Source organism: Siminovitchia sp. FSL W7-1587 (genome assembly GCF_037963795.1).
Classification (GTDB): Bacteria; Bacillota; Bacilli; order Bacillales; family Bacillaceae_C; genus Siminovitchia; species Siminovitchia thermophila.
In genome coordinates, this window is record NZ_CP150169.1 from 2694408 (window position 1) to 2718315 (window position 23908).

Below are 23908 nucleotides of genomic sequence, written 5' to 3' on the forward strand. Positions count from 1 at the left end.
TACGTGCAAAAAAAAATAAAATACACATAAAAAACAAATGGGATCTGTGTGAATGAATTTCATAGTCTAATCAAAAGGAGGCCAATCTGTTCTTTCATAAATTCATGAAATTTATCTGGTTTGTTGTTATCCGGCATGGGTACAACCTTGACGGGGAGCAGTTCAGTGTGTGGATAGTACTGGATTTCTATTGTTTTAACAATCTATACCACAGATTCAGGATGTATTTAAAAACACTGAACATACCGCCATTCACCTCTTGAGATTCTACTTGGTTTTAATTATCATTATTACATATTATGTAATACTAAAACTATTACATAAGGTTTTTTATGAATTAGCCGAGAACACTCGTGACTTCTTGAACTACCCTCCACTTAGCTTTCATGATTTCTATATGCTTAATATAACACAAAAATGCTTTGTACAAAGCGTTTTAACGAGTGTTTTTTATGCGAGAAAAGATCTCCACCCTAGCTTTGCTTGAGGAATTCCATGATAAAGAAAAGGAGGGTGCTCCAATGTCGTTTTTACAACCGTTTAATCCAACCAAGACACCGCCGAATAACGAACACAACAAATCCGAACTAGACGACTGTGAAAATGAATATGTACATATGACGCTACCGAATGGAGAGGGGGTGCGCTTTAAGTGCGTGTGGTCTGGTTACCGCTTCTCGGACGATGAAGTCGCGAGGTTGATGGCCGGTTACGACATCCGGATTAAGACCGACCATATCGATGGAATCATCGGTTCGTTCATACAATCTTGCAAATGGGTACATCTTGCAAATTTGTCACCATTGTAATGAGGCATGTTGTCGTAATGTGCGTCCATGTGGATAATACCTACTTTTTTGCCTGTCGTTTCGACTAAGGCTTTTACAATGGGAAATGTCACACCATGGTCTCCGCCTAATCCGATAAGGAATTTATCGCTTTGCCAAAGTTTGCTTGAGAAATTTGTAATTCTCTCCATAGTTTCTTCCACATCAGCAGGTACGATATCGATATCACCGATATCACCTAATGTAATATGTTCAAATACATCTATATGGTCTAATTCAGGCAGTTATCCGCTGTATCTTGCCGAGCAAAGCCGCATAACTTTCGGACCAAGCTCACATCCTGTATAATCCCCCCAAGTAACGGCGCCTTCCCACGGAATACCATATACTATGGCATCTACATTCGACATATCTTTGCTTTTGGAAATATTCTCTGTATTTAAAAAACACGGGGTATTGCCATAAAGCATGTAACTCATTCCTCTCTTGTTTATATAATATCTATTACGTCATTTTGACAAACTGTAAACGTCATTTGTATTTGAATTCAAGTTGTGGCTAGTAGACTATGTGCTGGTAAACAGGATGGTAAAGGTAATTAGGCAATAGAATGAACATAATATCTTTTGATTTTGGGCTTTATTTGAAAAATTAAAAAAGGCCACTGAGAATATGCTAAAAAAGAAAGAGCCGCAACATAATAGTAAGTGGATAACAAAAATAAACGGCTTTAGCCCTTGAGTGCCAGGCGAAAGCCGTTTAATATTTTATGGTTAAACATAAAATAAGAGAATGACAATAAAGTATAAAATCATTGCAATCAATCCGACAGGAACGCCAAAACGGGCCCACTCGCTGCTCGTAATGTTCAATTTGCCGGCGGCGATAATGTTCGGTATATTTCCGGGAATCAGCATCCCGCCGCTAATTAGAAGTCCCAACAGGATGGAAATTAAAGTAGTATCTGACATTTGCGGACTGATTTCTGCCGCGGCCAAAGTTGCATTATCCAAAACTGCCGAGATCATGTTGATCCAGTATAAAATTTGCGGGCTCAGCCCGAGCAAATACCTTTCGATGAACGGCTCAAAACCTGCACCCAGCAATGTTAAGCCCATAACGAATAAGTACACTTTAAACGCTCTAATGAAGATTTCCTTGTAGCTTTCAGACTCCATGCTAGCTCCAAGGCTCTCGCCATTCCCTTTTGGATTCACGATAATGGCTGCTAGAATGCCGAACAAAATGACAGCGGGAATGACATCGGGACCAATTAAACGGAGCAAATAGAAAAAGTCTGCGTTTAATTTACTTACAGCAATCGTTGATAACGGCTCACCGATTGGAGTTAAAGCAGCTCCAAGACCGATCGAGAAACACGCCAATATGACGAGGCGGATTTCCGACTTTCTTTCTAGACGGAGCACGCTTACAATCACGACTAATACGATTGCGGCGATAATGGCAGTAATGATACTGGAAATAAGTCCAAGAATAATAACAACCAGAGCGATGAAAAGGCGGGCCGGGATAGCTCGGCTCATCCCCAAAATTCCTTTTTCAATCGAAGACTGAAACCATTTAAATAGTAAGCCGGCAATTAATACTGCCAGCGTAATATGTACCGGATCCACCAACGCTTTTGTAAAAAGGGCTCCCGTAAGCACCTGGCTGATTGCGGCAGCCAAAAGCCCCATGATAAATAAAAAGGCTTCCAAATTCTTTTCAACTTTATGAACTGTAAACGGTAAAAATAGCACGAGAATTAATATAATCGTTAAACCTAAAATCATATATTTCTATCCTTTTCTCTGTTTTTCTTTCTATTATAGCATAATTAGACATCATTAAATCATGGTGATAGAGGAAAATAATAGGTGTCGAGGCTTTTGCGGTTATGAAAAGAAGGAGGAATGAGTAGATAAGAAGAGTTTGGGACACAACAAAATCAGCTGATTAAAAAACGAACAATAAAGTGAAATTTCATTTAGTAGGTTTTCTTCCATCTCCTACTGAATGTTAGTTGAACGAATCGGGCATTTAGGTGCCGTTTTCTCCCAGACTCTTTGTTATTTCGTATTTGCTTATGTCCTAGACGCATCATGTATTGCTTTTCATACTCTCTGGTTTGGGGCTACAAGCGACTTTGCAACGCCTGAGTATCAGGGCGAGATGTTTGATATACAGCGGCTCGCTATCTCAGCAGTTTCTTTTCTCTTTTCTTTACTCACTTATCAATGGTATCTTCGGGCTGTATGTAGTAGTTTTCAAACTGGAATGGCTGGATTTTTGATTCATATCCGCAGGAAGCGGGCTTTGATTCAATAAACCGGACGGCATTCCACTCTACTTCCGTACCGCTACACGCGGCTCTGTTGATGAGATCGGCGACATCTCTCTTTTTAATCATTTGATAATCAAAAACTTTTTGTGCCGGTGGCGGCAGGGCGGCGGTTCTCTTGGCATTTGCGGCAGGAACAGTTAAAGCCGGGCTCAACACTATCAAAAATGCTCATAATGATATCCGCTTCAAGACTGAAAGCTTCCCTTTCAGATAATAGGTTCATAGAATAATGTAAGTCGGATCATTCAGAAAATACAAAAAGGGATGGCTCTTTTGCCGGGAAGGAATCAACGAGAAAGGAAGGTCATATACTGTATCAGTTTCAAAAAGGGGGAAAATCATTGTCCATCTGGGAAGATGTCATAGCAGTTCACCATACATGCAAGCATATGCCGCTTCAACACAAGCTTATATTGACAGCGCTTTTTAGTGGACTTGCCGCGGCTTTTCAATCAGCCGGAGCGCTGTTTCCAGGGGCGGGATGTCTCATTAGCCTCCTTTCAACAGCTCCCATTATTGTTTGTACCATTTTTTCGCTGCCACTAGGAATGTTGTCTTATTTCTTGACCATTCTCATGTTATTTTTCTATCCAAGCGAGTTGCTGATTTTTCCTTTTACGACCGGGCTGCTTGGTCTGGCCATCGGTTTTTGTTTTTTGATTACAAATACACGCTTAACTGCCGGAGTGATTACATGTTTAACACTGGCATCCGGGATTTTCTTCGTTTTATACGGATTGCAGTTTCCATTGCTCGGACCCGTCGTATCAACTTCGCCGGATATTCGGATCGTGTTCGGAATTTTGTTGTTTTCGGCTTGGTACGGCTGGATTTGGCTTTGGACCAGCCACTTCTTCATAAAGAGATTCAGAAACATGATCGCTTAGTCATTTTCCGGTATTTAGTTCGGGTGGTGTGATGAAACGTCTGCCCAAATACGACAACAGTCGTTCTTTCCAACTCATTGCCTGTTTCATGTTAGGGATTTTCCTATGAACGGGGAAACAGAATGCATCAAATCAAGCATTTCATTACGGGCCTTTCCAATTCTCATTCGTTTATCGGCAGGTTTCACAATGGATCTCCATTTCAGCATTTGAATGCTGCCCATCGTCTCGGTTCAAAACAACTAATTCTGTAATAAATGATAAAGTAGCCGCTCTTTATCATCAAAAAACTGTTTCATGATGGAATAGTGTCCTGTATTTTCAAGCTTTGTTTCTTGTAACCCATTTTTGGTACATTCATAGATGATTGAATCCGGGTATGCCATCATGATGGGGGAGTGGGTGGCGATGATGAATTGTGAAGACTGCGCCGCGAGATCATGGATGCGGGCCAGTAGGGACAATTGTCTTAAAGGTGACAATGCCGCTTCCGGCTCATCCAATATATATAGGCCGTTTCCCCTAAAGCGATTTGTGAAGGCGGCAAAAAAAGACTCGCCGTGAGACTGTTCATGTAATGAAGTTCCTCCGTATTGGTCGATGATGCGAGAGCCTGTTCCCGGTTCTCTATCAAGTTCTTCTATATGTGTAGCCACATTATAAAATGTTTCCGCCCTCAGAAAAAAGCCGTCTTTCGGTTTTTGGACTCCTCGTATTACCCGAAGATGCTGTTCCAGTTCGGAATGGGAGTGATAGGTTGAAAAGTTAAAATTGAATGTGCCGCCTTCCGGATTAAACCCAGCACTGATTGCGATAGCTTCCAACAATGTTGATTTCCCCATTCCATTTTCTCCGACAAAGTATGTAACTTGTGGATGGAAATGAAGTTCTTGCAGGTTTTTGACGGCCGGAAGGGAGAAAGGATACTTGGACATGGAAGGCAATTGTTCTTTCTTCAATGCAATTCTTTTAACATATTGATTTGATTGATGTAGTTTCATATGAATCGCCCCAACGTATATATTAATTCCATGTTACAACATTTGCGGTCAAAAATCGTTACATATTTCCCCGGCAATAAACGACAATTTCCTAATGGGTGGTGAAATAGATGAAAAGGAAAAAAGGCATTGTTCCCGGTGATAAAGTTGGGTTGACAGCTCCGGCAGGCCCGGTTGAAGCGGGATATCTCAGAAAAAGTGTGGAGGCATTAAAAGGTTTTGGGTGGGAAGTAGAGGTCGGCGACACATGTTTTCAGGAATACAGGGGATATGTAGCGGGACCGCCTGAAATGAGAGCTGAAGAATTACACAAGATGTTCGCCAGCCCGGAAATATCTGCCATATTTTGTTTGCGCGGGGGGTACGGGTCAGCGCAAATCTTGTCTTTGCTCGATTATACGCTTATAAAAGATAACCCCAAATTGTTTATCGGGTATAGCGATATTACGGCCCTGCATATTGCCTTTCAACAAAAAAGCGGGATTTCGACTATACATGGACCAATGCCCGCCTCTGATTTAATTGATGCGGATGAATATACCAAATATACATTGCAGTCGTTTTTAGAAAGTCCATTTTCACCACGCATCATTGATAATCCTGTTGGTGAGCCCATCGAATGTTTCGTGCCTGGAAAAGCCCGCGGCATATTAACAGGAGGAAATCTAAGTCTGATTGCCAGTTTAATGGGGACACCGTATGAACTTGATACAAAGGGGAAAATTTTATTCTTGGAGGAGGTGAATGAAGAGTGGTATCGAGTGGACCGAATGTTGACTCAACTCGCCATCGCCGGGAAATTTACTGCCGCGGCGGGCATTGTTCTCGGTTCATGGACAGGTTGTTCTCCGCCAACCAATGATTGGACGCTCGAAAACTTATTTCAAGAATTTTTCCTGCCTTTTAACAAACCGGTATTATTCAACCTACGGGCAGGTCATTGCCGGCCTGCGGTCGCGCTCCCGTTCGGGACGCTTGCCGAAATAAATGGTTTTCAGCGAAGTCTCCGAATTTGTGATTGATTTTAGGCAAGCTTCTTGCTACCACGAACATTACATTATACCATTATGATGAATTGACTGGTTGAGGAGACATGAAATCTATGGAAAAAGTGAAACTCGTAATCCTGCAAACGAGCGATGTCCATGGCCATATTTTTCCAATCCATTATGGAACAAATGGATATGCAGATGTCGGACTCGGTAAAATCTCTACCCTTGTTCAAGCGGAAAGAAAGAAAAATAACTATACCCTGTTAATTGATAACGGCGATTTGATCCAGGGGACACCGTTAACATATCAATATGTTCGGTCGGATTCCAGGAACAACCTTCCAAACCCCATGGTGGTCGTTTTAAATGAACTTCAGTATGATGCTGGTGTGTTGGGGAACCATGAATTCAATTATGGCATGGAAGTGCTTGAAGCTGCCATCTCGCAAGCCCGGTATCCGTGGTTGTCAGCCAATATTGTAAGCAGCGCGGACGGCACCCCTTATTTTGGAAAACCTTATATGGTAAAACGATATTCAAACGGGTTAAAAGTGGCCGTGCTTGGTTTAACGACGCCTTATATACCTTATTGGGAAAAGCCCGAGCATATACAAGGACTCACTTTTGACGATCCGGTTGAAACAGCGAAAAAATGGGTTCCTTTCTTGAAGGAAAAGAAGCAGGCTGATGTGATCATCATTTCATACCATGGCGGATTTGAACGCGATTTAGACACAGGAGAACCGATTGAAAAAATTACCCGAGAAAATCAGGGCTATCGGCTATGCCATGAAGTCGAGGGAATTGATGTGTTGCTTACCGGTCATCAGCATCGGCAAATTGCGGGGAAAAAAGTGAACGGTGTCATTGTACTTCAGCCGGGAAGCTCAGGTTCTTTTCTTGGCAAGGCTGAATTGGAACTGGGGAAAAGAGATGGGAAATGGACAGTCATTCACAAGGATTCGCAACTATTGCCTGTTGTCGGTGTGCCCGAGGATGGGACAATACTCGAGAAGGTCAAAATATATGAGGAAATCACCCAGCAATGGCTTGATCAGCCGATTGGCATAATAGAAGGGGACATGCGTGTAAAAGACGCGTTGGAGATCAGATTGGGGGATCATCCATTAATCGAGTTTATCAATAAAGTGCAAATGGATGCGGCAGGTGTTGATATTTCCGCAACTGCCTTGTTTGACAATGAATCACCGGGATTTCCGGAGAATGTGACGATGAGAGATGTTGTTTCGAATTACATATATCCGAATACTTTAAAAGTTGTCCGTATTACGGGGAAAGACATGAAAGACGCCCTGGAGCGCTCGGCCTCCTATTTTAAACAATATAAAGGCGGAAAAATTGAAGTCAATCCAACATTTACAATCCCGAAACCGCAGCATTACAACTATGATATGTGGGAAGGGATCGAGTATACAATTAATATTTCCAAACCTGAAGGAGAGCGTATCGTCAAGCTCCTATATAAAGGCGCTCCTGTAAAGCCCGATGCCCACTACGATGTCGTCATGAGCAACTACAGGGCCGGTGGCGGCGGGCAGTACTTCATGTTTCAGGGGAAACCGGTCATAAAGGAAATCACAACAGATGTATCTGAATTGATTGCCAACTACCTGTTAGAAAGAAAAAAAGTAAAGGCAACGGTAAACCATAATTGGAAAGTCATTTATGATTGATGGATAAATGCGGCATTCACAAGACCGCCCGTCAGTAAAACCGCGGCGGTCAAGTAAAACCAAACCATGAGCACCACCATGCTGCTGAGTTGTCCATAAAGTTGGGAGTAATTGACATAAGAAACATAATAGGAAAATCCGATTGAAACGGCTTGCCAAGAAATCGTCGAAAAGAGTGCTCCGGGCAGGACGGAAGAAAGCGGAACCTTGCCACTGGGCACTAGCTTGTAAAAGAAAAGAAAGAACAAAAACAAATAAGCCGAACCAATTCCCCATTTAATGATCATCCATGTTTGATAAGAAACAGGGGAGAGTTCCAACTGGGAGGATAAAAAGATGTGGCCAATTTCCTCCCCAATGGGAACGAGCAGGGAAATGGCCAATGTCACCATAATGATAGCAGTTAAAAATAAATCTTTGCCAAAGACGAGAAAAAAACTTTCTTGTCTGTGAATGCCATAGGCATCATTCATTGCCCGGACGAGCGACTGCACCGCCATGAAAGAAACCCAGAAAGCGGCAAGCAGGCTGATGGAAGCCAGCCTTGTCCGGTGCTCGCTTAAAATGGCCATCACATTATTTTCTATCAGTTTATAACTCCCTTTTGGAGCATATTGTTGTATCGCGGCCAAGACGTCTGCTGAATGGATCGGTAAAAAACTAAGCAGGGAAATAACAAAAATTAAGAAGGGAAAGATAGATAACATAAAAAAATAAGCCATTTGCGCAGATTGGTCATGAAACCGTTCCGTAAAAAAGCGTTTGAAGACAGAAGAAATGATTTTCATATCTTTCCCTCCGGGTTGTACTTCTTTTGTATTATTCCCCTATTTTCAAAACAATTTTCCCCGCATTTTTATTTTTCTCCATTCGTTCATGTGCTTGATTGACATCTTTCCAATCCCACACTGAATCAATGACGGGTTTTAGTCGCCCTTCGGAAAACTTTTGCAAGGCGAAAGCGGCAAAAGATTGCGTTAAAGCGATTTTTTTCTCAACAGGCTGGGAACGAAGAGCTGTTCCAATGATTTGAATTCGTTTAAATACTATTTTTAACAAATTCACCTCTTTTACTTTGGCCCCGCCCATTGTCCCGATCAACACAAGTCTGCCGTCGAGGGCCAGGGCGTTTATATTTTGCTCCCAATAAGGGGCTCCGACAAAGTCCAGTATAAGATCGACCCCGTCAGGCGCCGCTTTTTTTACCTCCGGAAGAAAAGGACCTTCTGTATAATTGATGACGGTATCAGCCCCCAAAGAACGGCAAAGGTCGAGTTTCTCTTGCGACCCGGCGGTGACAATGATGTTGGCGCCGACTTCTCTAGCAAGCTGAATCGCGGCAGTACCGACGCCGCTTGCACCCGCGTGAATCAATATGCTTTGTCCTTTCTGCAGCTTCCCCAAGTCAAACATATTCATATACGCTGTTAAAAAAACTTCCGGAATCGCGGCTCCTTCTTCAAATGACAAGTTTTCCGGAACCGGCATGGCCATCCCTGCCGGAATAGCCGCATATTGGGCATAACCGCCTCCGGGAAGAAGGGCACACACACGGTCCCCTTTATTCCAACCCTGAACATGCTCTCCCATCTCTTCTACAATTCCAGCCATTTCCAGACCCAAAATAGAGGATGCACCGGGTGGCGGCGGATAATGTCCGCGTTTTTGCAACAAATCGGCCCTGTTTAAAGCAGTCGCCTTTACCCGAATAAGAAGTTCATCAGGGGCAATGTCCGGTTTTTCTGTAGTTCCAATCTTTACATTTCCTTTTTCATCTACAAGGATTGCTTTCATCATGACCCTCCGTTCCAATTTGAAAAATCAAAACTAATGTAAATATGCGCTATCTCTGTTATCGTATAAAAATAAACATGTTTTTTCCAGAATATCGGGTTTCTAAAAAGAGGTTGATGAAGTAATGAACGAATTTTCCACAATGACAAAACAAGCTGCAAATCAGAGAGTATTTCTTGTATGTGCCATCATATTTATTGCTTTTAACTTGCGGCCAGCCATTACCTCTGTCGGTCCGCTTGTTAGTTCGATCCGCACAGATCTCGGGATGTCCAACGGGGTGGCTGGAATGCTTACCACTTTGCCTCTGCTGGCATTTGCCGCACTTTCGCCTTTTGCCCCTATAATTGGAAGGAAACTGGGAAATGAACTCGCCATATTAATAGGTATAGGGTTGTTGGCCGCCGGCATCATCATTCGTTCAAGCGGAAGTGTCGGCACGCTTTTTTTCGGAACAGTCCTGATCGGCATTGGCATTGCCATAGGCAATGTATTGTTGCCAGGCATTGTTAAGTTGAAATTTCCTGATAAAGCGAGCTTTATGACAGGCGTATATACGACGTCGCTCGGAATTTTTGCAGCCCTCGCTTCCGGACTCAGCGTTCCTTTATCGGAAAATCTCGGATGGGGTTGGAAAAATGCTTTATTGGCCTGGGCTTTGTTAGCGGTCATTGCGTCTGTTGTTTGGCTCCCGCTAACTCGTAAGCAAAAGGAAGAAAAAGGGAAAATCCATATCGTGCGGTCTAATGGTAGCTTATTTCGCTCCAAGCTTGCCTGGCAAGTCACATTTTTTATGGGGTTGCAGTCATTTTTATTTTACTCTCTGATCACATGGATTCCTGAAATTGCTTATAGCCATGGGTTTAGTCGCACGATGTCGGGCTGGATGTTGTCAATTCTCCAGTTTGCGGGTTTGCCGGCTTCTTTCATTGCCCCGGTGATTGCCGGCAAGTTACAAAACCAAAGAGGTATCGTACTTGTGATCGGCTCTATTTATTTGATTGCTTATTCCGGTCTTTTGGCGGGGGGCGGCCAAGCGATGTTGACCGTTTGCATCATATTATTGGGATTTGCCCAAGGAGCCGGCTTTAGCATGGCTTTGACTTTCTTTGTTTTGCGTGCAAAAGATGTGATGGATGCAGCACGTTTGTCCGGGATGGCACAATCTTTGGGATATTTAATGTCCGCTATCGGCCCCATGTTAATTGGATATGAACTTGACTTGACACAATCATGGACATTGCCGATTATTACCCTTATGGGGGTCGTTTGCGGAATGACTTTGGCTGGTATTGGCGCAGGAAAAAATAAATATGTCCTGTAATTGCTTTTGGCGTACTTTTATGCAGGAATCTAGGGAGGGAAGAAAATGAAAAAATCTGAAATCGAATATAAAATTGCCGATATTAAAGCGGATTATGTCAGGCTTCAACATGACTTGGAAAAACTGGAATATGTAAAAGGAAACCTTCATCCGCTGGAAAGACAGCTCGAGGGATTGGAAATAGAGCTGAAGAAATGTTATCAACAGCTTGATGAACTCGAACTTGCCGAAAAAAAGATATAAAGTGAAACTTCATTCAGTAGGAGGTTTCTTCCAACTCCTACTGAATGTTAGTTGAACAAATCGGGCATTTAGGTGCCGTTTTCTCCCACTTAGACCGTTTGCATCAATTCAGGTTTTGAAGTGGGAGTATTACGGCACTTTATATGCGGGATAAAGTACACATCAACAATTTCTTGCATAGGCTGGAAGAAAGAAACAAAAGCTAAAGTTTGAGGAGTGAAAAAGTGAACGCGAAAGTATTGCGGTACTTTGCCGGCGGAAATACCGCAAAGGGTTTTTACTGTTTGTACGACAGTAATTTGCGGGAACTGGATCGCGTATTTATTTTATCCGGAAAATCACATGTCGAAAAATCACGGTTAATCGGGGAGTTATTGGCTGACTGGATCGGAAAGGGTTTTGATTTGGAAGTAATCCACCGGCCAAGTGATCAGGACGCCGTAGAAGGTTTTATCATCCGTGACCTCGGATTCGGCATCGTGGATGGGGATCCGCCGCGTAATGTAGGAAAACATTTTGTCGGTGACGGTTGGGAAACGATTGATTTGGATGTAATGGAAAAAAACCAGAATGAAACGGAAAAAATAATGGAAGATAAGAATCAAGCCCTGGTCAAAGCGTACGAGTGCTATGCGAAGGCATTGCGCATTCATGATGATTGGGAAAAGTTGTATATCGACAGAATGGATTTCGCAAAAGCGGACGATGTGGCACAATCGTTAATCGAGAAATTATTTGGAGAAACATCCAAAGGATGTACAGGGACAGCCCGACGTCGATTTTTAGGAACAACAACGCATCAAGGCTCGTTTGATTTTGTTGAAAATATTACGGAAGGTTTAACGAAAAGATATTTGTTAAAAGGCCGGGCGGGAACGGGCAAGTCGACATTGCTGAAAAAAATTGTCGCGCAGGCTGAAAAGCGGGGTTATGACATGGAAATCTATCATTGCGGCTTTGATCCGGAAAGCTTGGATATGGTTCTTGTAAGGGAATTAGGCTGGGCTGTTTTTGACAGCACCGCACCCCACGAATATTTTCCATCAAGAGCGGGAGACGAAGTCATCGATATGTATGAATTGACGATCGCTCCAGGGACAGATGAATTAATAGCGGAAGAGGTCGCTAAAGTGGAAAGCAAATACCGTGAACAAATGGCAAAAGCACAAAAGTTTCTGGCCGAAGCCAAACAGTTTCAGGATCAACTGGACACAATTTATCGACAACAATCTGATCAATCCCGCTTATTAGAAATTTACAAGGATATTTCAAATGAAATAACCCACTTGGCCAACAACTTGGAAGAACATTAAAAACTACTTGACTAGAGGTAAGAAGGCGCTGTCCAGAAAGTCAGCCCAGACTGATTTTTCTGCGACAGGAGGTTTCTAAAAAGCCCTTAAAATAAATCAGGCGGAGGAAAACGGTTTGTTTTCCTTCGCCTGATTTTGTGTTTTTCGGGTCTCCCCTTGAAAGTAGCTGGCAAATGCCCGCCACTTTTAGGAAGTTGTGGGCCAGGGCCACAATCCCGAATTCCACGTGGATCTTTTTGAGTCCCCGCAGGGAGAATCGACGGAACGACCGATTGCCCTTGATGTGACCGAACACATTTTCTATCTCGGTCTTCCGCCTGGAGTAGATTTCTGCGTTCTCTTCACATTCAAGGGCTGTCTTCGCCTTTGCCTCCATCTCTTCATAGATCATATTTAAATGAACCTGCCGGTTGCCTTTGGCTTTTGTGCATTGGGCTTTTGGCGGGCAATCGGAACAGTCCTCGCATTCGTATATCTTATAGCTTTGGATATGGCCTGAGGTATTCTTTTTATTTTTGTATGTTATAAAAACCACTTTCCGGCCATTTGGGCAGATGAACTGATCATCATGCGCCAGATACAAATCTTTATACTCATCGTAGGTGAAAGTATTATCCAAAACACCTTCTTCTTGGAGAGTTTTAAATTCTTCTTCAGTGATGTTTTCTACGAGACCTTCGTGCGGCTCATTTTCTGCTGCATTCACTTGAACAAATGAAGATAAGAAAACCGAAAAGAGTACTGCTCCAAATAAAATACCTATTTTTTTTCATAAATAAAACCTCCCTTTTTTATTTAATATAGTATAATATAAACAGAATAATGTGAAATTTCTTATTTTAGGAAATGTAAAAAGGGATGATATTATTATGAGATTAGTTCTTATTATTTTTGGGTCTATCATTATAATCGTTGCTGGTTTTATTATTTATAAATACCCCATTCAAAAAGCGATAACTACTAATAAAGTCTTGGAACACGTTAAAAGTAAGGGGTTGGATGAGGATGATTTCATATCTATGGAAACCTTATACGATTCAAAAGTAGGAGAATATTATGTGGAAATTGTATATAAGGATGAACCGGATATCTCTTATATTTATATTTATAGAAAAAAACAAAAGCCTCCGATTATTGTTATCAAACAGTCGTAAGATAGATGACTTAACCCCTGGTAAACATGAAGAAAATTAAAAAATGAAAGAATTAATAAGGTTTGTCATATTTGAATTTGGAGTCAATGTTCTCGTTCGTTTTACATGATTCAACCAATAAATCGATCTTGCTTATTTGGATGGAAATATCTATATATAACTGCATATGAGGCGTCATCACAGAAACATGTGGGTATTTAATATTGCAGAACCTAATGCCTCAGCAGTAGTAATACTAAACTTCTTTGCTAATGGAACATGCTTCCACTTCTGCGTTCTGTATCTCCTGCGACGATCACACGCTTGTTTTGCAGAGAGCTATCTCTTACTTTTCCACAGAAGCGTAAAAGGTTCTTTTCTTGCAACACACAACCTTCTCCTTGCCAACCGACAGGCAGAATGTTGACAAGCTTATATTGAAAACGAAATAGTCAAAAAATAACCCTCCATAATCTGTTTTTCGGAAAATCTCAAGCAGTGACATTGGTTGAAGAATTGAGCTTAATAAGGTTTGAGGAAATTCAATGAATGAGAAGATTCATTTTAGAGGTTTATGTTTTTCGATAATGATATGAATAAACGATCCCTAACCGAAAGTTAAAATGGATAAAACCTTATGAAGGGATAGCTTTGTTTGAGGAATTTCTTTCAATGTCCATAATGTATATGCCTAGAGGGAGAGGGATCACGTATCATTTTATCTTCCCTGATACTGTCATAGGCTACTAGCTGATTCATAAAGTTTTTACAAAAATAAACATTTCGTTAGCAGGCTCTTGTATCTTGGTACCCACTAAATGAATGGATTTTATCATCTCCTTTATACGTTAGCAGTACAAACCGAGGCTTTGGGTTGTGCTGCTCATTTTTATTTTTAATAACGCTTTCAATTGTTTGTCTTTTCAAGAAAAACAATGTATTATATTTTTACTAGGTAAATAGTATAATATTGAAACACCATATTCATTTTGTTTTTCTGAGGTGAACAATTGTGTGTTCCATTATAATCAGGAGGGATGACGATGTCGGAAGCATTAAAGCAGTTTTTGGAAAAGAATGTAACCGCTTTACGTGAGCAAGGCCTCTATAACGAAATTGATACGGTGGAAACGCCTAACGGACCGGTTATCAAAATGAATGGAAAAGAGCAAATCAATTTATCCTCCAATAATTATCTTGGTTTGGCAACGGATGAGCGCTTGAAAGAAGCGGCTATTACCGCTGTCAAAGAATGGGGGGTCGGAGCGGGGGCTGTCAGGACGATTAACGGAACGCTCACACTCCACGATAAGCTGGAAGAAACACTTGCCCACTTTAAAGGAACAGAAGCGGCCATTTCGTTTCAGTCCGGTTTTAATTGCAATATGGCTGCGATATCAGCCGTCATGAATAAACATGACGCAATCTTGTCGGATGAATTAAATCATGCTTCCATTATTGACGGGTGCAGGCTTTCACGCGCAACCATCATCCGATACAATCATTCGGATATGGACGATTTGCGCAAGAAGGCAAAGGAAGCGAAGGAGTCGGGCAACTATAGCAAAATCATGATCATAACAGACGGTGTTTTTTCCATGGATGGCGACATTGCCAAGTTACCTGACATCGTGGAGATCGCCAAAGAGTTTGACTTGATTACGTATGTGGATGATGCGCATGGCTCCGGTGTTCTTGGAAAAGGAGCCGGAACAGTGAAGCACTTCGGCTTGGAAAAAGAAATTGACTTTCAAATTGGCACATTATCCAAAGCGATCGGTGTGGTTGGCGGGTATGTTGCGGGAAAAAAATTAGTAGTTGATTGGTTGAAAGTCAGCTCCAGGCCTTTTTTGTTTTCAACGGCTGTTACGCCCGCGGATGCTGCGGCAGCGACAAAAGCGATTGAGGTTTTGATGGAAAGTACAGAATTATGCGAACGTCTTTGGAAGAATGCCCGCTACTTACAAGATGGATTGCGATCGCTGGGATTTGATGTTGGAAAAAGTGAAACGCCGATCACGCCATGTATCATTGGAGAGGAAAAAACAACTCAACAATTTAGTCGACGCTTATTTGAAGAAGGCATATATGCCAAGTCCATTGTTTTTCCTACTGTGCCAAAAGGAACCGGTCGCGTACGCAATATGCCGACAGCGGTACACACGAAAGCCATGCTGGACCGTGCCATTGCGGTATATGAAAAAGTCGGCAAGGAACTCGGTGTTATTTAGCGTGAATTTACTCATATGAACGGACAGTAAGACTTTCCTTCTTCTATCCAATCTGGAAGGAGGTTATCTCCAACAAGCGCTCAATTGCTAAAGGGCGCTGTGGCGACAAGAAAAGGAAAGCCTTGGTATCGTCATCGCAAGGATTTTTCGAGGAAGGCGCTTTCCGAGCTTGCCAACGGGACATGACGATCTTAACCTTTGTTCTACTTTTGATCAGCGGGACCCGATGATTGAAGTTTCGCCTTATTCGTGAACCAAGGGGGAATTTTTTAATGAAAAGAATCTTGGTGACTGGCGCGCTTGGCCAAGTTGGTTCAGAACTTGTTTTAAGGCTGCGGCAAGAATATGGCAAAGAACATGTTCTTGCGACAGACATCCGGACATCCTTGGGGGAGGTCGTAGATTCGGGGCCGTTTGAAATAGTGGATGTGACGAACGGGGAAAAATTGCAGGAAGTCGCAAGTAGTTTTAAAGCAGATACGATCATTCATTTGGCAGCCCTGTTATCCGCGGTGGCCGAAACGAAGCCGTTAGTCGCTTGGAATTTGAATATGAATGGCTTGATCAATGCACTTGAAACTGCCCGGCAATTGAATATGAAAATTTTTGTTCCCAGTTCAATTGCCGCTTTCGGCCCGTCGACACCAAAAACGAATACCCCACAAACAACGATTCAGCGGCCGGAAACGATGTACGGTATTAATAAGGTGTCGGGTGAACTTTTATGTGAATATTATTTTAAAAAATACAAGGTGGATACGCGTGGCGTTCGTTTCCCTGGGCTTATCTCCCATCTGGCTCCTCCAGGCGGCGGAACGACGGACTATGCCGTTGAAATATATTACGACGCGGTGCAAAAAGGATCTTATATATCGTGTATTCAAAAAGGCACATACTTGGATATGATGTATATGCCTGATGCGCTTGAAGCCATTATCAATCTGATGGAGGCGGACCCTAACCGGCTCAAACATCGCAATGCCTATAATATTACTTCCATGAGCCTCGATCCCGAGGCCATCGCAAAGGAAATCCAAAAACATATCCCGCATTTTTCCATCCAGTATAAAGTGGAACCGATCAAGCAAATAATTGCCGACAGTTGGCCGAATTCTCTTGATGATACGTGCGCCCGTACCGAATGGGGGTATAATGCGGAATATGATTTGTCGAAAATGACTGCGGATATGCTTGATAAAATTGAAGCAAAACTGGAAAGAAGTCCTTCCTGACCATGGCTGGGGGGCTTCTTTTTTTGTATAATGGACATATTGGCAATTGGAGGTTTGTAATGTTGCTGAAAAAAGCAAAAGACCTGTTGCGGTCATATTTTGGATATGAACAATTTCGCCAAGGTCAAGATGTCATTATTCAACATGTATTGGGAGGACATGATACGCTCGGTATCATGCCGACAGGAGGAGGGAAATCCGTTTGCTACCAAATCCCGTCCCTTATGTTGCGCGGGATTACTCTGGTCATTTCCCCGCTTATTTCGTTAATGAAAGACCAGGTGGACGCGCTGGAAAAGTTGGGCATCCCCTCAACCTATATTAACAGCAGTATTTCTGATGAAGAAATGAGAGAGCGGCTTTCAGGTGTTTATCATGGAAAGTTCAAATTGATTTACATTGCGCCGGAACGTTTGGAATCCCCAAGTTTTTTGCGGCTTTTACGCCAGGTTCATATCTCTCTTATTGCCGTTGATGAAGCCCACTGTATTTCTCAATGGGGCCATGATTTTCGGCCAAGCTATTTAAAAATCCAAAAGCTGATTGCCGGTATCCGTCCGAAACCTGTCGTACTCGCCTTGACGGCCACTGCCACTTTGCAGGTGAGGGAGGACATTCGCCAACTGCTCCATATAAAAGAAAAACATGTCGTTGTGACTGGTTTTGCACGGGAAAATTTGCATTTCCATGTTGTTAAGGGCCAAGATCGTGATCTGTTCTTAATGGATTACCTAAAGAAGAACAGCGGCCAAGCCGGTATTATATATGCCGCGACGAGAAAAGAAGTGGAGCGGTTACAACGCCAATTGGCGGGAAAGGGAATAAAGGCGGGAAAATACCACGCGGGCATGTCGGAAACAGCGCGCAGCCAATATCAAGAACAGTTTCTATACGATGATATTCAGGTGATGGTCGCCACAAACGCATTCGGTATGGGGATTAATAAATCAAATGTCCGGTTTGTTATCCACTATAACCTTCCGGGCAATCTTGAAGCATATTACCAGGAAGCCGGACGGGCGGGCCGCGATGGTGTTGATAGTGACTGCATTTTACTTTTTTCCCCGCAGGATAGTCACATTCAGTCGTTTCTAATTGAGCAATCGGAGATGGACGAACTCCGAAAAGAAAATGAATATGGCAAGCTGAGAAAGATGATGGCTTATGGCCATACGGAATCTTGTTTACAGCAATATATACTCCATTACTTTGGTGAAGAGTCGTCGGCGGAGTGCGGACGATGCGGAAACTGTACGGATGACAGGGAACAAATAGATGTCACCGTTGAAGCGCAAAAAGTACTTTCATGCATTTGGCGCATGAATGAGAAGTTTGGAAAAACAATGATCGCAAAAGTGTTGACTGGCTCTTCTGATCAAAAGATCAGGAGTTTTGGTTTTGACAAGCTGTCAACGTACGGAATCATGAGTGAAAAAACGCAAAAGGAAACAGCCGAGCTGATCGACTTTTTAACAGCAGAAGGGTATTTGCGGCCAACGGATGGAACATATCCCGTTTTGATGCTTACTGAGAAAGCAGCCGAAGTATTGCGGGGGAATCAGCAAGTCAAACGGAAAGAAAAAGTGAGTATTTCACAAGTTGTGGAAGATAATCTGTTGTTTGATGCGTTGAGAAAGCTCCGCAGGGATATTGCCGCTTCCGAACGAGTGCCTCCATATATCATTTTTTCAGATACGACCCTAAAAGAAATGAGCGCGCATCTTCCCATGACGGAAGAAGAAATGCGCCAAATCAAAGGAGTAGGAAGGAAGAAGCTGGAAGCATACGGCGCCGCTTTTCTGGCGGAAATTGCCCGGTACTGCCAACATTCGAGCAGCTAAGCGCGGGGACACGCCTAGTCACCATATTACATATGAGATGCGGAATCAAGGCATGGAGATAGCAGAAATTGCTCAAGTCCGGCAATTGTCTGACCGGACAATTGAAACCCACTTATTAACATGCCCGGGGGATAACCTGCCGATTAATGGGTCGACGTTCGTTCCGGAACATTATGAGGAAATCATCGCAGAAACTGTGCGGGAAGCGGGAATGGAAAGGCTGACCCCGATTAAGGAGCTTCTCCCGGAGGAAGTCAGTTATTTCATGATAAGGGCCTATTTGGAAAAACAAAAAACAGTTTAATCAAACGTTTGAATGGAAGCTGTAATCCAATCAAACGTTTGATTGGATTACAGGAAAAGCATCCCCAGGCTGATGATGATTCCGCTTACAAAAAGGGTGATGATACAAAAACCCATGATATCCCGTGCTTTTAAACCAGCAATCGCAAGGGCAGGAAGTGCCCAAAAAGGCTGGATCATATTGGTCCACGCGTCTCCCCATGAAACGGCCATCGCTGTTTTCGGAACGGATGCCCCCATTGTTTTTGCGGCTTCCAGCATGACGGGAGCTTGAACCGCCCATTGGCCCCCTCCGGATGGCACAAAAAAGTTGACGAGTCCCGCACTCCAAAAAGCAAAGCAGTAAAATGTAAACTCATTGGAAATGGCAACAAATGCTTCAGACATTACGGTTGCCAGTCCTGAAACGGTCATCATTCCCATAATGCCGGCATAAAACGGAAATTGGATAATGATTCCGCCAGCCCCTTTTACAGCCTCGGAAACCGCTCTCAAAAACGCTCCCGGAGTTCCGTGAAAAAGAATCCCAAATATTAAAAATGTAAAGTTGACGATATTCAAATTCAATTGAAATCCGTTTTTTGAAAAATAATAGACTAAAAATATGATGCCAAAAATACCTGTCAATATGGATACCATTCGGCTATTTTCCAGTCTGACAGCAGGGGTTAGTTGCTCTTTTTCAAGTGTCGCTGCCTGTAGGTGATCCGCTCCTTCCAACAACTTCGGATCGATCGTTACCGTCTGGTTTTTATCGGGCATCATCATGCGGTTTAATAAAGGAAGAACAATAAACAGTGCAAGCAGGATGATCATATTAAATGAAGCAAAAATCGTCTCACCTGTTGAAATAACTCCAATTTTATCCTCAAACGGATGACCGGGTGTGGCGATGGATAAGGGAATAGAGCCTGAAAAACCGCCGTGCCAAACGATGAAACCGGTGTAAGCGCTTGCTATTAACAGGCGATAATCCACATTTTGCACTTTTTTCGCCAGCTCTTTGGCAAAAAGAGCGCCGATCACAAGCCCAAATCCCCAATTAATCCAGCTTGCCAGCGTGGAAATGACGGTTACAAGGATGATGGCAGAACCTGGAGATTTTGCAAGCGCGGCAAGGTTACCAAGTATTCTTTTAAAAACACCGCTGCTTGCCAGCACGTGTCCTGTTACGAGAACAAGCACCATTTGCATGGAAAATTCGAGCAGCCCCCAAAAGCCTTCACCCCAAAACTGGATCATTTGATACGGTGTGCTGTTCGTGAAAATAAGGCCAAGAATAAAGACGATAAACGATAATAGAATAACAAAGAGGAAGGGGTCAGGCAAATACCTTTGCATTAACCCGGTTGAAAAGCCGATCAACCTCTTCAAGACTATCAACCTCCATATATGGATTGGTCTTACTTCATGTAAGGTATATTCTACATTGTTTTGTAAAAATCCTTTATGATTGCCAGCCTTTGTGAGTTTTCGTTGCATTTTCAGTTTATTTTCGATAGAATACAAGCCGATATCAAGGGGGCATGACAGCCCTTAACAGAAGGAGACTTGTCATTGATTAAATGTATTGCCACCGATATGGACGGAACGTTGCTCAACGCCAATCAGGAAGTGAGTGAAGCCAATCAGGAAGCGATTCAGGAGGCGCGGGCGAGAGGAATAGACTTTCTTGTGGCCACTGGAAGATCTTATCATGACATGCGTTACGTGCTGGACCATACAAATATTGACTGCCCGGCGATTTTACTGAATGGAGCAGAAATTCGTGATGAAAATGGGGAGGTTGAATACGGGGTCGGACTCGATGAACAAACGGCAAATACCGTTGCTTCCGTGCTCAACAGGGCCGGTGTGTATTTTGAACTGTACACGAGCCAGGGAACGTATACGACGAGTTTTGAAAAAGGGATTCAGGCAGTGATGGATATTTATCGGACGGCAAATCCGTCCCTTGAAGTCTCCAGTTTAAGAAATAGAGTAGAAAAGCGTTTCAAAAAAAGAGCTATTCAGATCGTGGATAACTATAACGGAATTTTTGCCGCCGAAGATTGCGTCACCTATAAGTTTTTTGGCTTTTCAAAAGATATGGGACTGCTTGCCGATTTAAGCAAACGGCTGGAAGTCATTAAGGGAATAACGGTTACCGCGTCAGGGCGCCACAATATCGAAATTACGCACCGGGATGCCCAAAAAGGGTCCGCTCTGAAAAGATATGTGGAAAAACGGGGGATTTCCATGGAAGAAACGATGGCCCTGGGAGATAACTACAACGATTTATCGATGCTCAGGATGGTGGGACACTCGGTGGCAATGGGGAATGCTGAACAGGAAGTAAAAGACGCTTGTCACTATGTGACAGGGTTAAATACGGAAGACGGAGTGGCGGAAGCCATTTATAAGATACTTGAGGAAATGCCGATTTCATAACGATAAGCCTGTAGGAAAATGCAGCAAAAGTACCCGATAGTGCAGCACTTAAAAGTTGCCTATGGGGTACATTTTATTTTTCTTTTCGCATGCTGTTTACAATACTTGATCTTTTTCCCAGTTGTACGTCCAAAAACGTTCGTTTAACATTCTCTCTACCCAGGCCGGATTTTTTGCGGCAACTTGTTCGAGCATTTCATCCATCATCCACGCAGTTTGTGAGATGTGCGCCTTCAGGACGTCGGCTTTTTGATCCCAAACATCGCTGACGTCGTGGATGATGTCGGCTTTTCCGAGTTCCTCTTCGTGATTGTTGGAAAAGGCGACACAGTGCAGTTTTGGCCGTTTATCCTTCGGCAGCCTGCGGACGGCTCTGACAACAGCCCGGGCGGTTGCTTCATGGTCCGGATGTACGGAATAACCTGGGTAAAACGAAATAATCAAGGATGGGTTTAACTCTTCAATCATTTTGAAGACCATATTGGCCAATTCTTCCTCATTTTCAAATTCGAGTGTTTTATCCCGGTAGCCCATAAGCCTAAGATCTTGAATACCCATAATATTGACTGCCTTTATAAGCTCCGCTTTTCTGATTTCAGGCAGTGACTCTCTCGTGGCAAAAGGTGGATTTCCCAAGTTCCGCGCCATTTCGCCAAGTGTCAGGCATGCGTAAGTGACCGGCGTGCCGTTTTGGATATGTTTGATGATCGTTCCCGATACGCCAAAGGCTTCATCATCGGGATGCGGGAAAACAACAAGGACGTGCCGTTCTTTTTCCATTGGCGTCAGCTCCTTTTGAATCTATTTAAAAGGTGTTTTGCTTATTTGCAAGGCAACGGCCAATTTTCCGGAATAATCATGGCCGGCAAGAAGAAGTCTTCCGAGATCATCCACTTCAAAATGTGTCAAGCCCTCCGCATAAATCCATCCAATCGGGAGCTTTAAGCCTACTCTATAAGGACCGTCGCCTGTAATCTTTCCATGTTCATAACATACTTCAGCATTGCGAATAAACGCACCTGATGAGAAAAATGACGCATCTTTATGGGAAGCGTACGCACCGTTTGTTGTTTCCAAATGGATGAACACCGCTTCTCCAGCAAAGCGATTGATCATATGTTGGACTTGCTGAATATTGATCTCTTCCAAGTTGTTTACCTCCTTCACCCGTGAGCCTATGCTCATTTTACTAAAAAATGAATGGAATTACGAAAGATAGGATTTTTACGATGGGAGAGTGTCAACTCTTTTTCAATGATTCAACAATCAAATGAATATCGCTAAAAAAAGATTTTCAGCGTTTTCTCAGAAAAAAACACCCGGCAGAAAGGGCATCCGCCGGGGTTCCTTGATGTTCCTATTTATTTATGAAATGGACACCAAACAGTCCTTCAGAACGGGAATGGTTATTCATATTTATGAAGCGCGCCGTGCATGACTGGACCGACATATTGGTTTAATTTCCATCCATGCTTAATGGCGGCCGTAACAAATTCTTTTGCGGCAAGGACGGCATCCTTAACAGATGTTCCTTTTGCCAAGTTTGCTGTAATAGCAGCGGCAAATGTACAGCCGGCTCCATGATTGTATGTTGTATCGAGCTTGTCTTTTTCCAATAAGATAAATTCTTTGCCATCATAGAACAGGTCTGTGGCTTTATCCGTCTGTAACCCTGTTCCTCCTTTAATGATCACATGTTGAGCACCGAGTTCATGAATTCTAGCGGCCGTTTCTTTCATGTCATCGACTGTTTTGATCGGCCCAGTTTGGGCGAGCTGCCACGCTTCAAACAAGTTGGGCGTGACGATGGTGGCGCGGGGAACGAGCAATTCGCGCATCGCGTCGGTATTTTCCGGCTGAAGGACTTCGTCTTCACCCTTACAGACCATAACGGGATCGATGACGACATTTTTCAATTTGTGTTCATCTATTTTTTTGGCACCAAGCTCGATAATATCTACTGAACCGAGCATGCCCGTTTTCATCGCGTCGATTCCAACAGAAAGGATCGTGTTTAACTGCTTTTCTACGATTTGGACATCAATGGGGAAGACTTCATGGTTCCAGTGATTGTTGGGATCCATTGCCACAATGGAAGTGAGTGCCGTCATGCCGTACACATCATTTTCTTGGAAAGTTTTTAAATCCGCTTGTATACCGGCTCCTCCACTGGAATCGGACCCAGCGAGTGTCAAAGCTTTTTTCATGTAAATCGTGCTCCTTCCAATTTAAAGGTTGTACCAGTCCCACTATTATATACCTCTCGCGGGAAAAAGAAAATTCCCACACACCATGTGAATCAAGCGTATGCTTGACATAGATTTTGAGCGCGCTTAAACAAGCACTCCGCGTCCCAAG

20 protein-coding genes and 2 pseudogenes are annotated in these 23908 nt (G+C 43.1%); 11 read left to right on the plus strand and 11 right to left on the minus strand.

Annotated features, from left to right (window positions below):
* Nucleotides 1-690: 690 nt before the first annotated feature.
* The 3 genes and pseudogenes from NST31_RS12625 to NST31_RS12635 all read right to left on the minus strand — a co-directional run.
* Nucleotides 691-1267: pseudogene (locus NST31_RS12625) on the minus strand (arginase family protein); the annotation flags it as partial.
* Nucleotides 1268-1561: 294 nt separating this feature from the next.
* Complete coding sequence (locus NST31_RS12630; RefSeq protein ID WP_339160967.1) at nucleotides 1562-2581, minus strand: DUF1646 family protein; 1020 nt, start codon at nucleotides 2579-2581, stop codon at nucleotides 1562-1564.
* 434 nt (nucleotides 2582-3015) lie between these two features.
* Entirely contained in the window at nucleotides 3016-3288 is a 273-nt protein-coding gene (locus NST31_RS12635) for a hypothetical protein (RefSeq protein ID WP_339160969.1), read from the minus strand.
* Nucleotides 3289-3473: 185 nt separating this feature from the next.
* Here NST31_RS12635 and NST31_RS12640 point away from each other — a divergent pair, with 185 nt between their 5' ends.
* Nucleotides 3474-4019 carry a hypothetical protein gene (locus NST31_RS12640; RefSeq protein ID WP_339160972.1) on the plus strand — a complete coding sequence of 182 codons (546 nt, stop codon included), beginning with the start codon at nucleotides 3474-3476 and terminating at the stop codon, nucleotides 4017-4019.
* Between the two features lie 242 nt (nucleotides 4020-4261).
* On the opposite strand, the gene NST31_RS12645 is transcribed toward NST31_RS12640, so the two are convergent.
* On the minus strand, nucleotides 4262-5020 hold the full coding sequence (locus tag NST31_RS12645; protein WP_339160975.1) for an AAA family ATPase: 759 nt from the start codon (nucleotides 5018-5020) through the stop codon (nucleotides 4262-4264).
* Between the two features lie 110 nt (nucleotides 5021-5130).
* Between NST31_RS12645 and NST31_RS12650 the strand changes: the two genes are divergently transcribed.
* Nucleotides 5131-6042, plus strand: a complete 912-nt coding sequence (locus NST31_RS12650) for an LD-carboxypeptidase (protein ID WP_339160978.1) — start codon at nucleotides 5131-5133, stop codon at nucleotides 6040-6042.
* 80 nt (nucleotides 6043-6122) lie between these two features.
* Nucleotides 6123-7706, plus strand: coding sequence for a bifunctional UDP-sugar hydrolase/5'-nucleotidase (locus NST31_RS12655; protein ID WP_339160980.1), 1584 nt, complete (start codon nucleotides 6123-6125; stop codon nucleotides 7704-7706).
* On the opposite strand, the gene NST31_RS12660 is transcribed toward NST31_RS12655, so the two are convergent.
* Nucleotides 7697-8494, minus strand: a complete 798-nt coding sequence (locus NST31_RS12660) for a YihY/virulence factor BrkB family protein (protein ID WP_339160983.1) — start codon at nucleotides 8492-8494, stop codon at nucleotides 7697-7699. The genes NST31_RS12655 and NST31_RS12660 overlap by 10 nt on opposite strands.
* 31 nt (nucleotides 8495-8525) lie before the next feature.
* Complete coding sequence (locus NST31_RS12665) at nucleotides 8526-9503, minus strand: NAD(P)H-quinone oxidoreductase (protein WP_339160984.1); 978 nt, start codon at nucleotides 9501-9503, stop codon at nucleotides 8526-8528.
* A gap of 121 nt (nucleotides 9504-9624) precedes the next feature.
* On the opposite strand from NST31_RS12665, the gene NST31_RS12670 reads away from it, so the two are divergent.
* The 3 genes from NST31_RS12670 to NST31_RS12680 all read left to right on the plus strand — a co-directional run bounded on the left by NST31_RS12670 (nucleotide 9625) and on the right by NST31_RS12680 (nucleotide 12380).
* Complete coding sequence (locus tag NST31_RS12670) at nucleotides 9625-10824, plus strand: MFS transporter (protein ID WP_339160987.1); 1200 nt, start codon at nucleotides 9625-9627, stop codon at nucleotides 10822-10824.
* 45 nt (nucleotides 10825-10869) lie between these two features.
* The gene (locus tag NST31_RS12675; protein ID WP_339160989.1) at nucleotides 10870-11067 is read left to right on the plus strand and encodes an SE1832 family protein; all 198 of its coding nucleotides are present in this window, start codon (nucleotides 10870-10872) and stop codon (nucleotides 11065-11067) included.
* Nucleotides 11068-11291: 224 nt separating this feature from the next.
* Nucleotides 11292-12380, plus strand: coding sequence for a hypothetical protein (locus NST31_RS12680; RefSeq protein ID WP_339160992.1), 1089 nt, complete (start codon nucleotides 11292-11294; stop codon nucleotides 12378-12380).
* A 40-nt stretch (nucleotides 12381-12420) separates the two neighbouring features.
* On the opposite strand, the gene NST31_RS12685 is transcribed toward NST31_RS12680, so the two are convergent.
* Nucleotides 12421-13086 (minus strand): transposase, encoded by a 666-nt coding sequence (locus NST31_RS12685; protein ID WP_339160994.1) that lies wholly within the window; start codon nucleotides 13084-13086, stop codon nucleotides 12421-12423.
* A gap of 163 nt (nucleotides 13087-13249) precedes the next feature.
* On the opposite strand from NST31_RS12685, the gene NST31_RS12690 reads away from it, so the two are divergent.
* The 4 genes and pseudogenes from NST31_RS12690 (at nucleotide 13250) to recQ (ending at nucleotide 19121) form a co-directional block, all read left to right on the plus strand.
* Nucleotides 13250-13534: a DUF3139 domain-containing protein gene (locus NST31_RS12690; protein ID WP_077109690.1), complete on the plus strand. Its 285-nt coding sequence runs from the start codon at nucleotides 13250-13252 to the stop codon at nucleotides 13532-13534.
* Between the two features lie 1016 nt (nucleotides 13535-14550).
* Nucleotides 14551-15744 (plus strand): glycine C-acetyltransferase, encoded by a 1194-nt coding sequence (locus tag NST31_RS12695; RefSeq protein ID WP_339160998.1) that lies wholly within the window; start codon nucleotides 14551-14553, stop codon nucleotides 15742-15744.
* A 272-nt stretch (nucleotides 15745-16016) separates the two neighbouring features.
* Nucleotides 16017-16976: an L-threonine 3-dehydrogenase gene (locus tag NST31_RS12700; protein WP_339161001.1), complete on the plus strand. Its 960-nt coding sequence runs from the start codon at nucleotides 16017-16019 to the stop codon at nucleotides 16974-16976.
* A 59-nt stretch (nucleotides 16977-17035) separates the two neighbouring features.
* Nucleotides 17036-19121, plus strand: a pseudogene (gene recQ, locus NST31_RS12705) (DNA helicase RecQ).
* 47 nt (nucleotides 19122-19168) lie between these two features.
* On the opposite strand, the gene NST31_RS12710 reads toward recQ, so the two are convergent.
* On the minus strand, nucleotides 19169-20494 hold the full coding sequence (locus tag NST31_RS12710) for a short-chain fatty acid transporter (protein WP_339161004.1): 1326 nt from the start codon (nucleotides 20492-20494) through the stop codon (nucleotides 19169-19171).
* A gap of 183 nt (nucleotides 20495-20677) precedes the next feature.
* Between NST31_RS12710 and NST31_RS12715 the strand changes: the two genes are divergently transcribed.
* Nucleotides 20678-21550 carry a Cof-type HAD-IIB family hydrolase gene (locus NST31_RS12715; RefSeq protein WP_339161007.1) on the plus strand — a complete coding sequence of 291 codons (873 nt, stop codon included), beginning with the start codon at nucleotides 20678-20680 and terminating at the stop codon, nucleotides 21548-21550.
* A gap of 96 nt (nucleotides 21551-21646) precedes the next feature.
* Here NST31_RS12715 and bshB2 read toward each other — a convergent pair whose 3' ends face one another.
* The 3 genes from bshB2 to pdxK form a co-directional block, all read right to left on the minus strand.
* Nucleotides 21647-22330, minus strand: coding sequence for a bacillithiol biosynthesis deacetylase BshB2 (gene bshB2, locus NST31_RS12720; protein ID WP_339161010.1), 684 nt, complete (start codon nucleotides 22328-22330; stop codon nucleotides 21647-21649).
* 21 nt (nucleotides 22331-22351) lie between these two features.
* Entirely contained in the window at nucleotides 22352-22699 is a 348-nt protein-coding gene (locus NST31_RS12725; protein WP_077109683.1) for a YojF family protein, read from the minus strand.
* 257 nt (nucleotides 22700-22956) lie between these two features.
* On the minus strand, nucleotides 22957-23763 hold the full coding sequence (gene pdxK, locus NST31_RS12730; protein ID WP_077109682.1) for a pyridoxine/pyridoxal/pyridoxamine kinase: 807 nt from the start codon (nucleotides 23761-23763) through the stop codon (nucleotides 22957-22959).
* Between the last annotated feature and the right edge of the window lie 145 nt (nucleotides 23764-23908).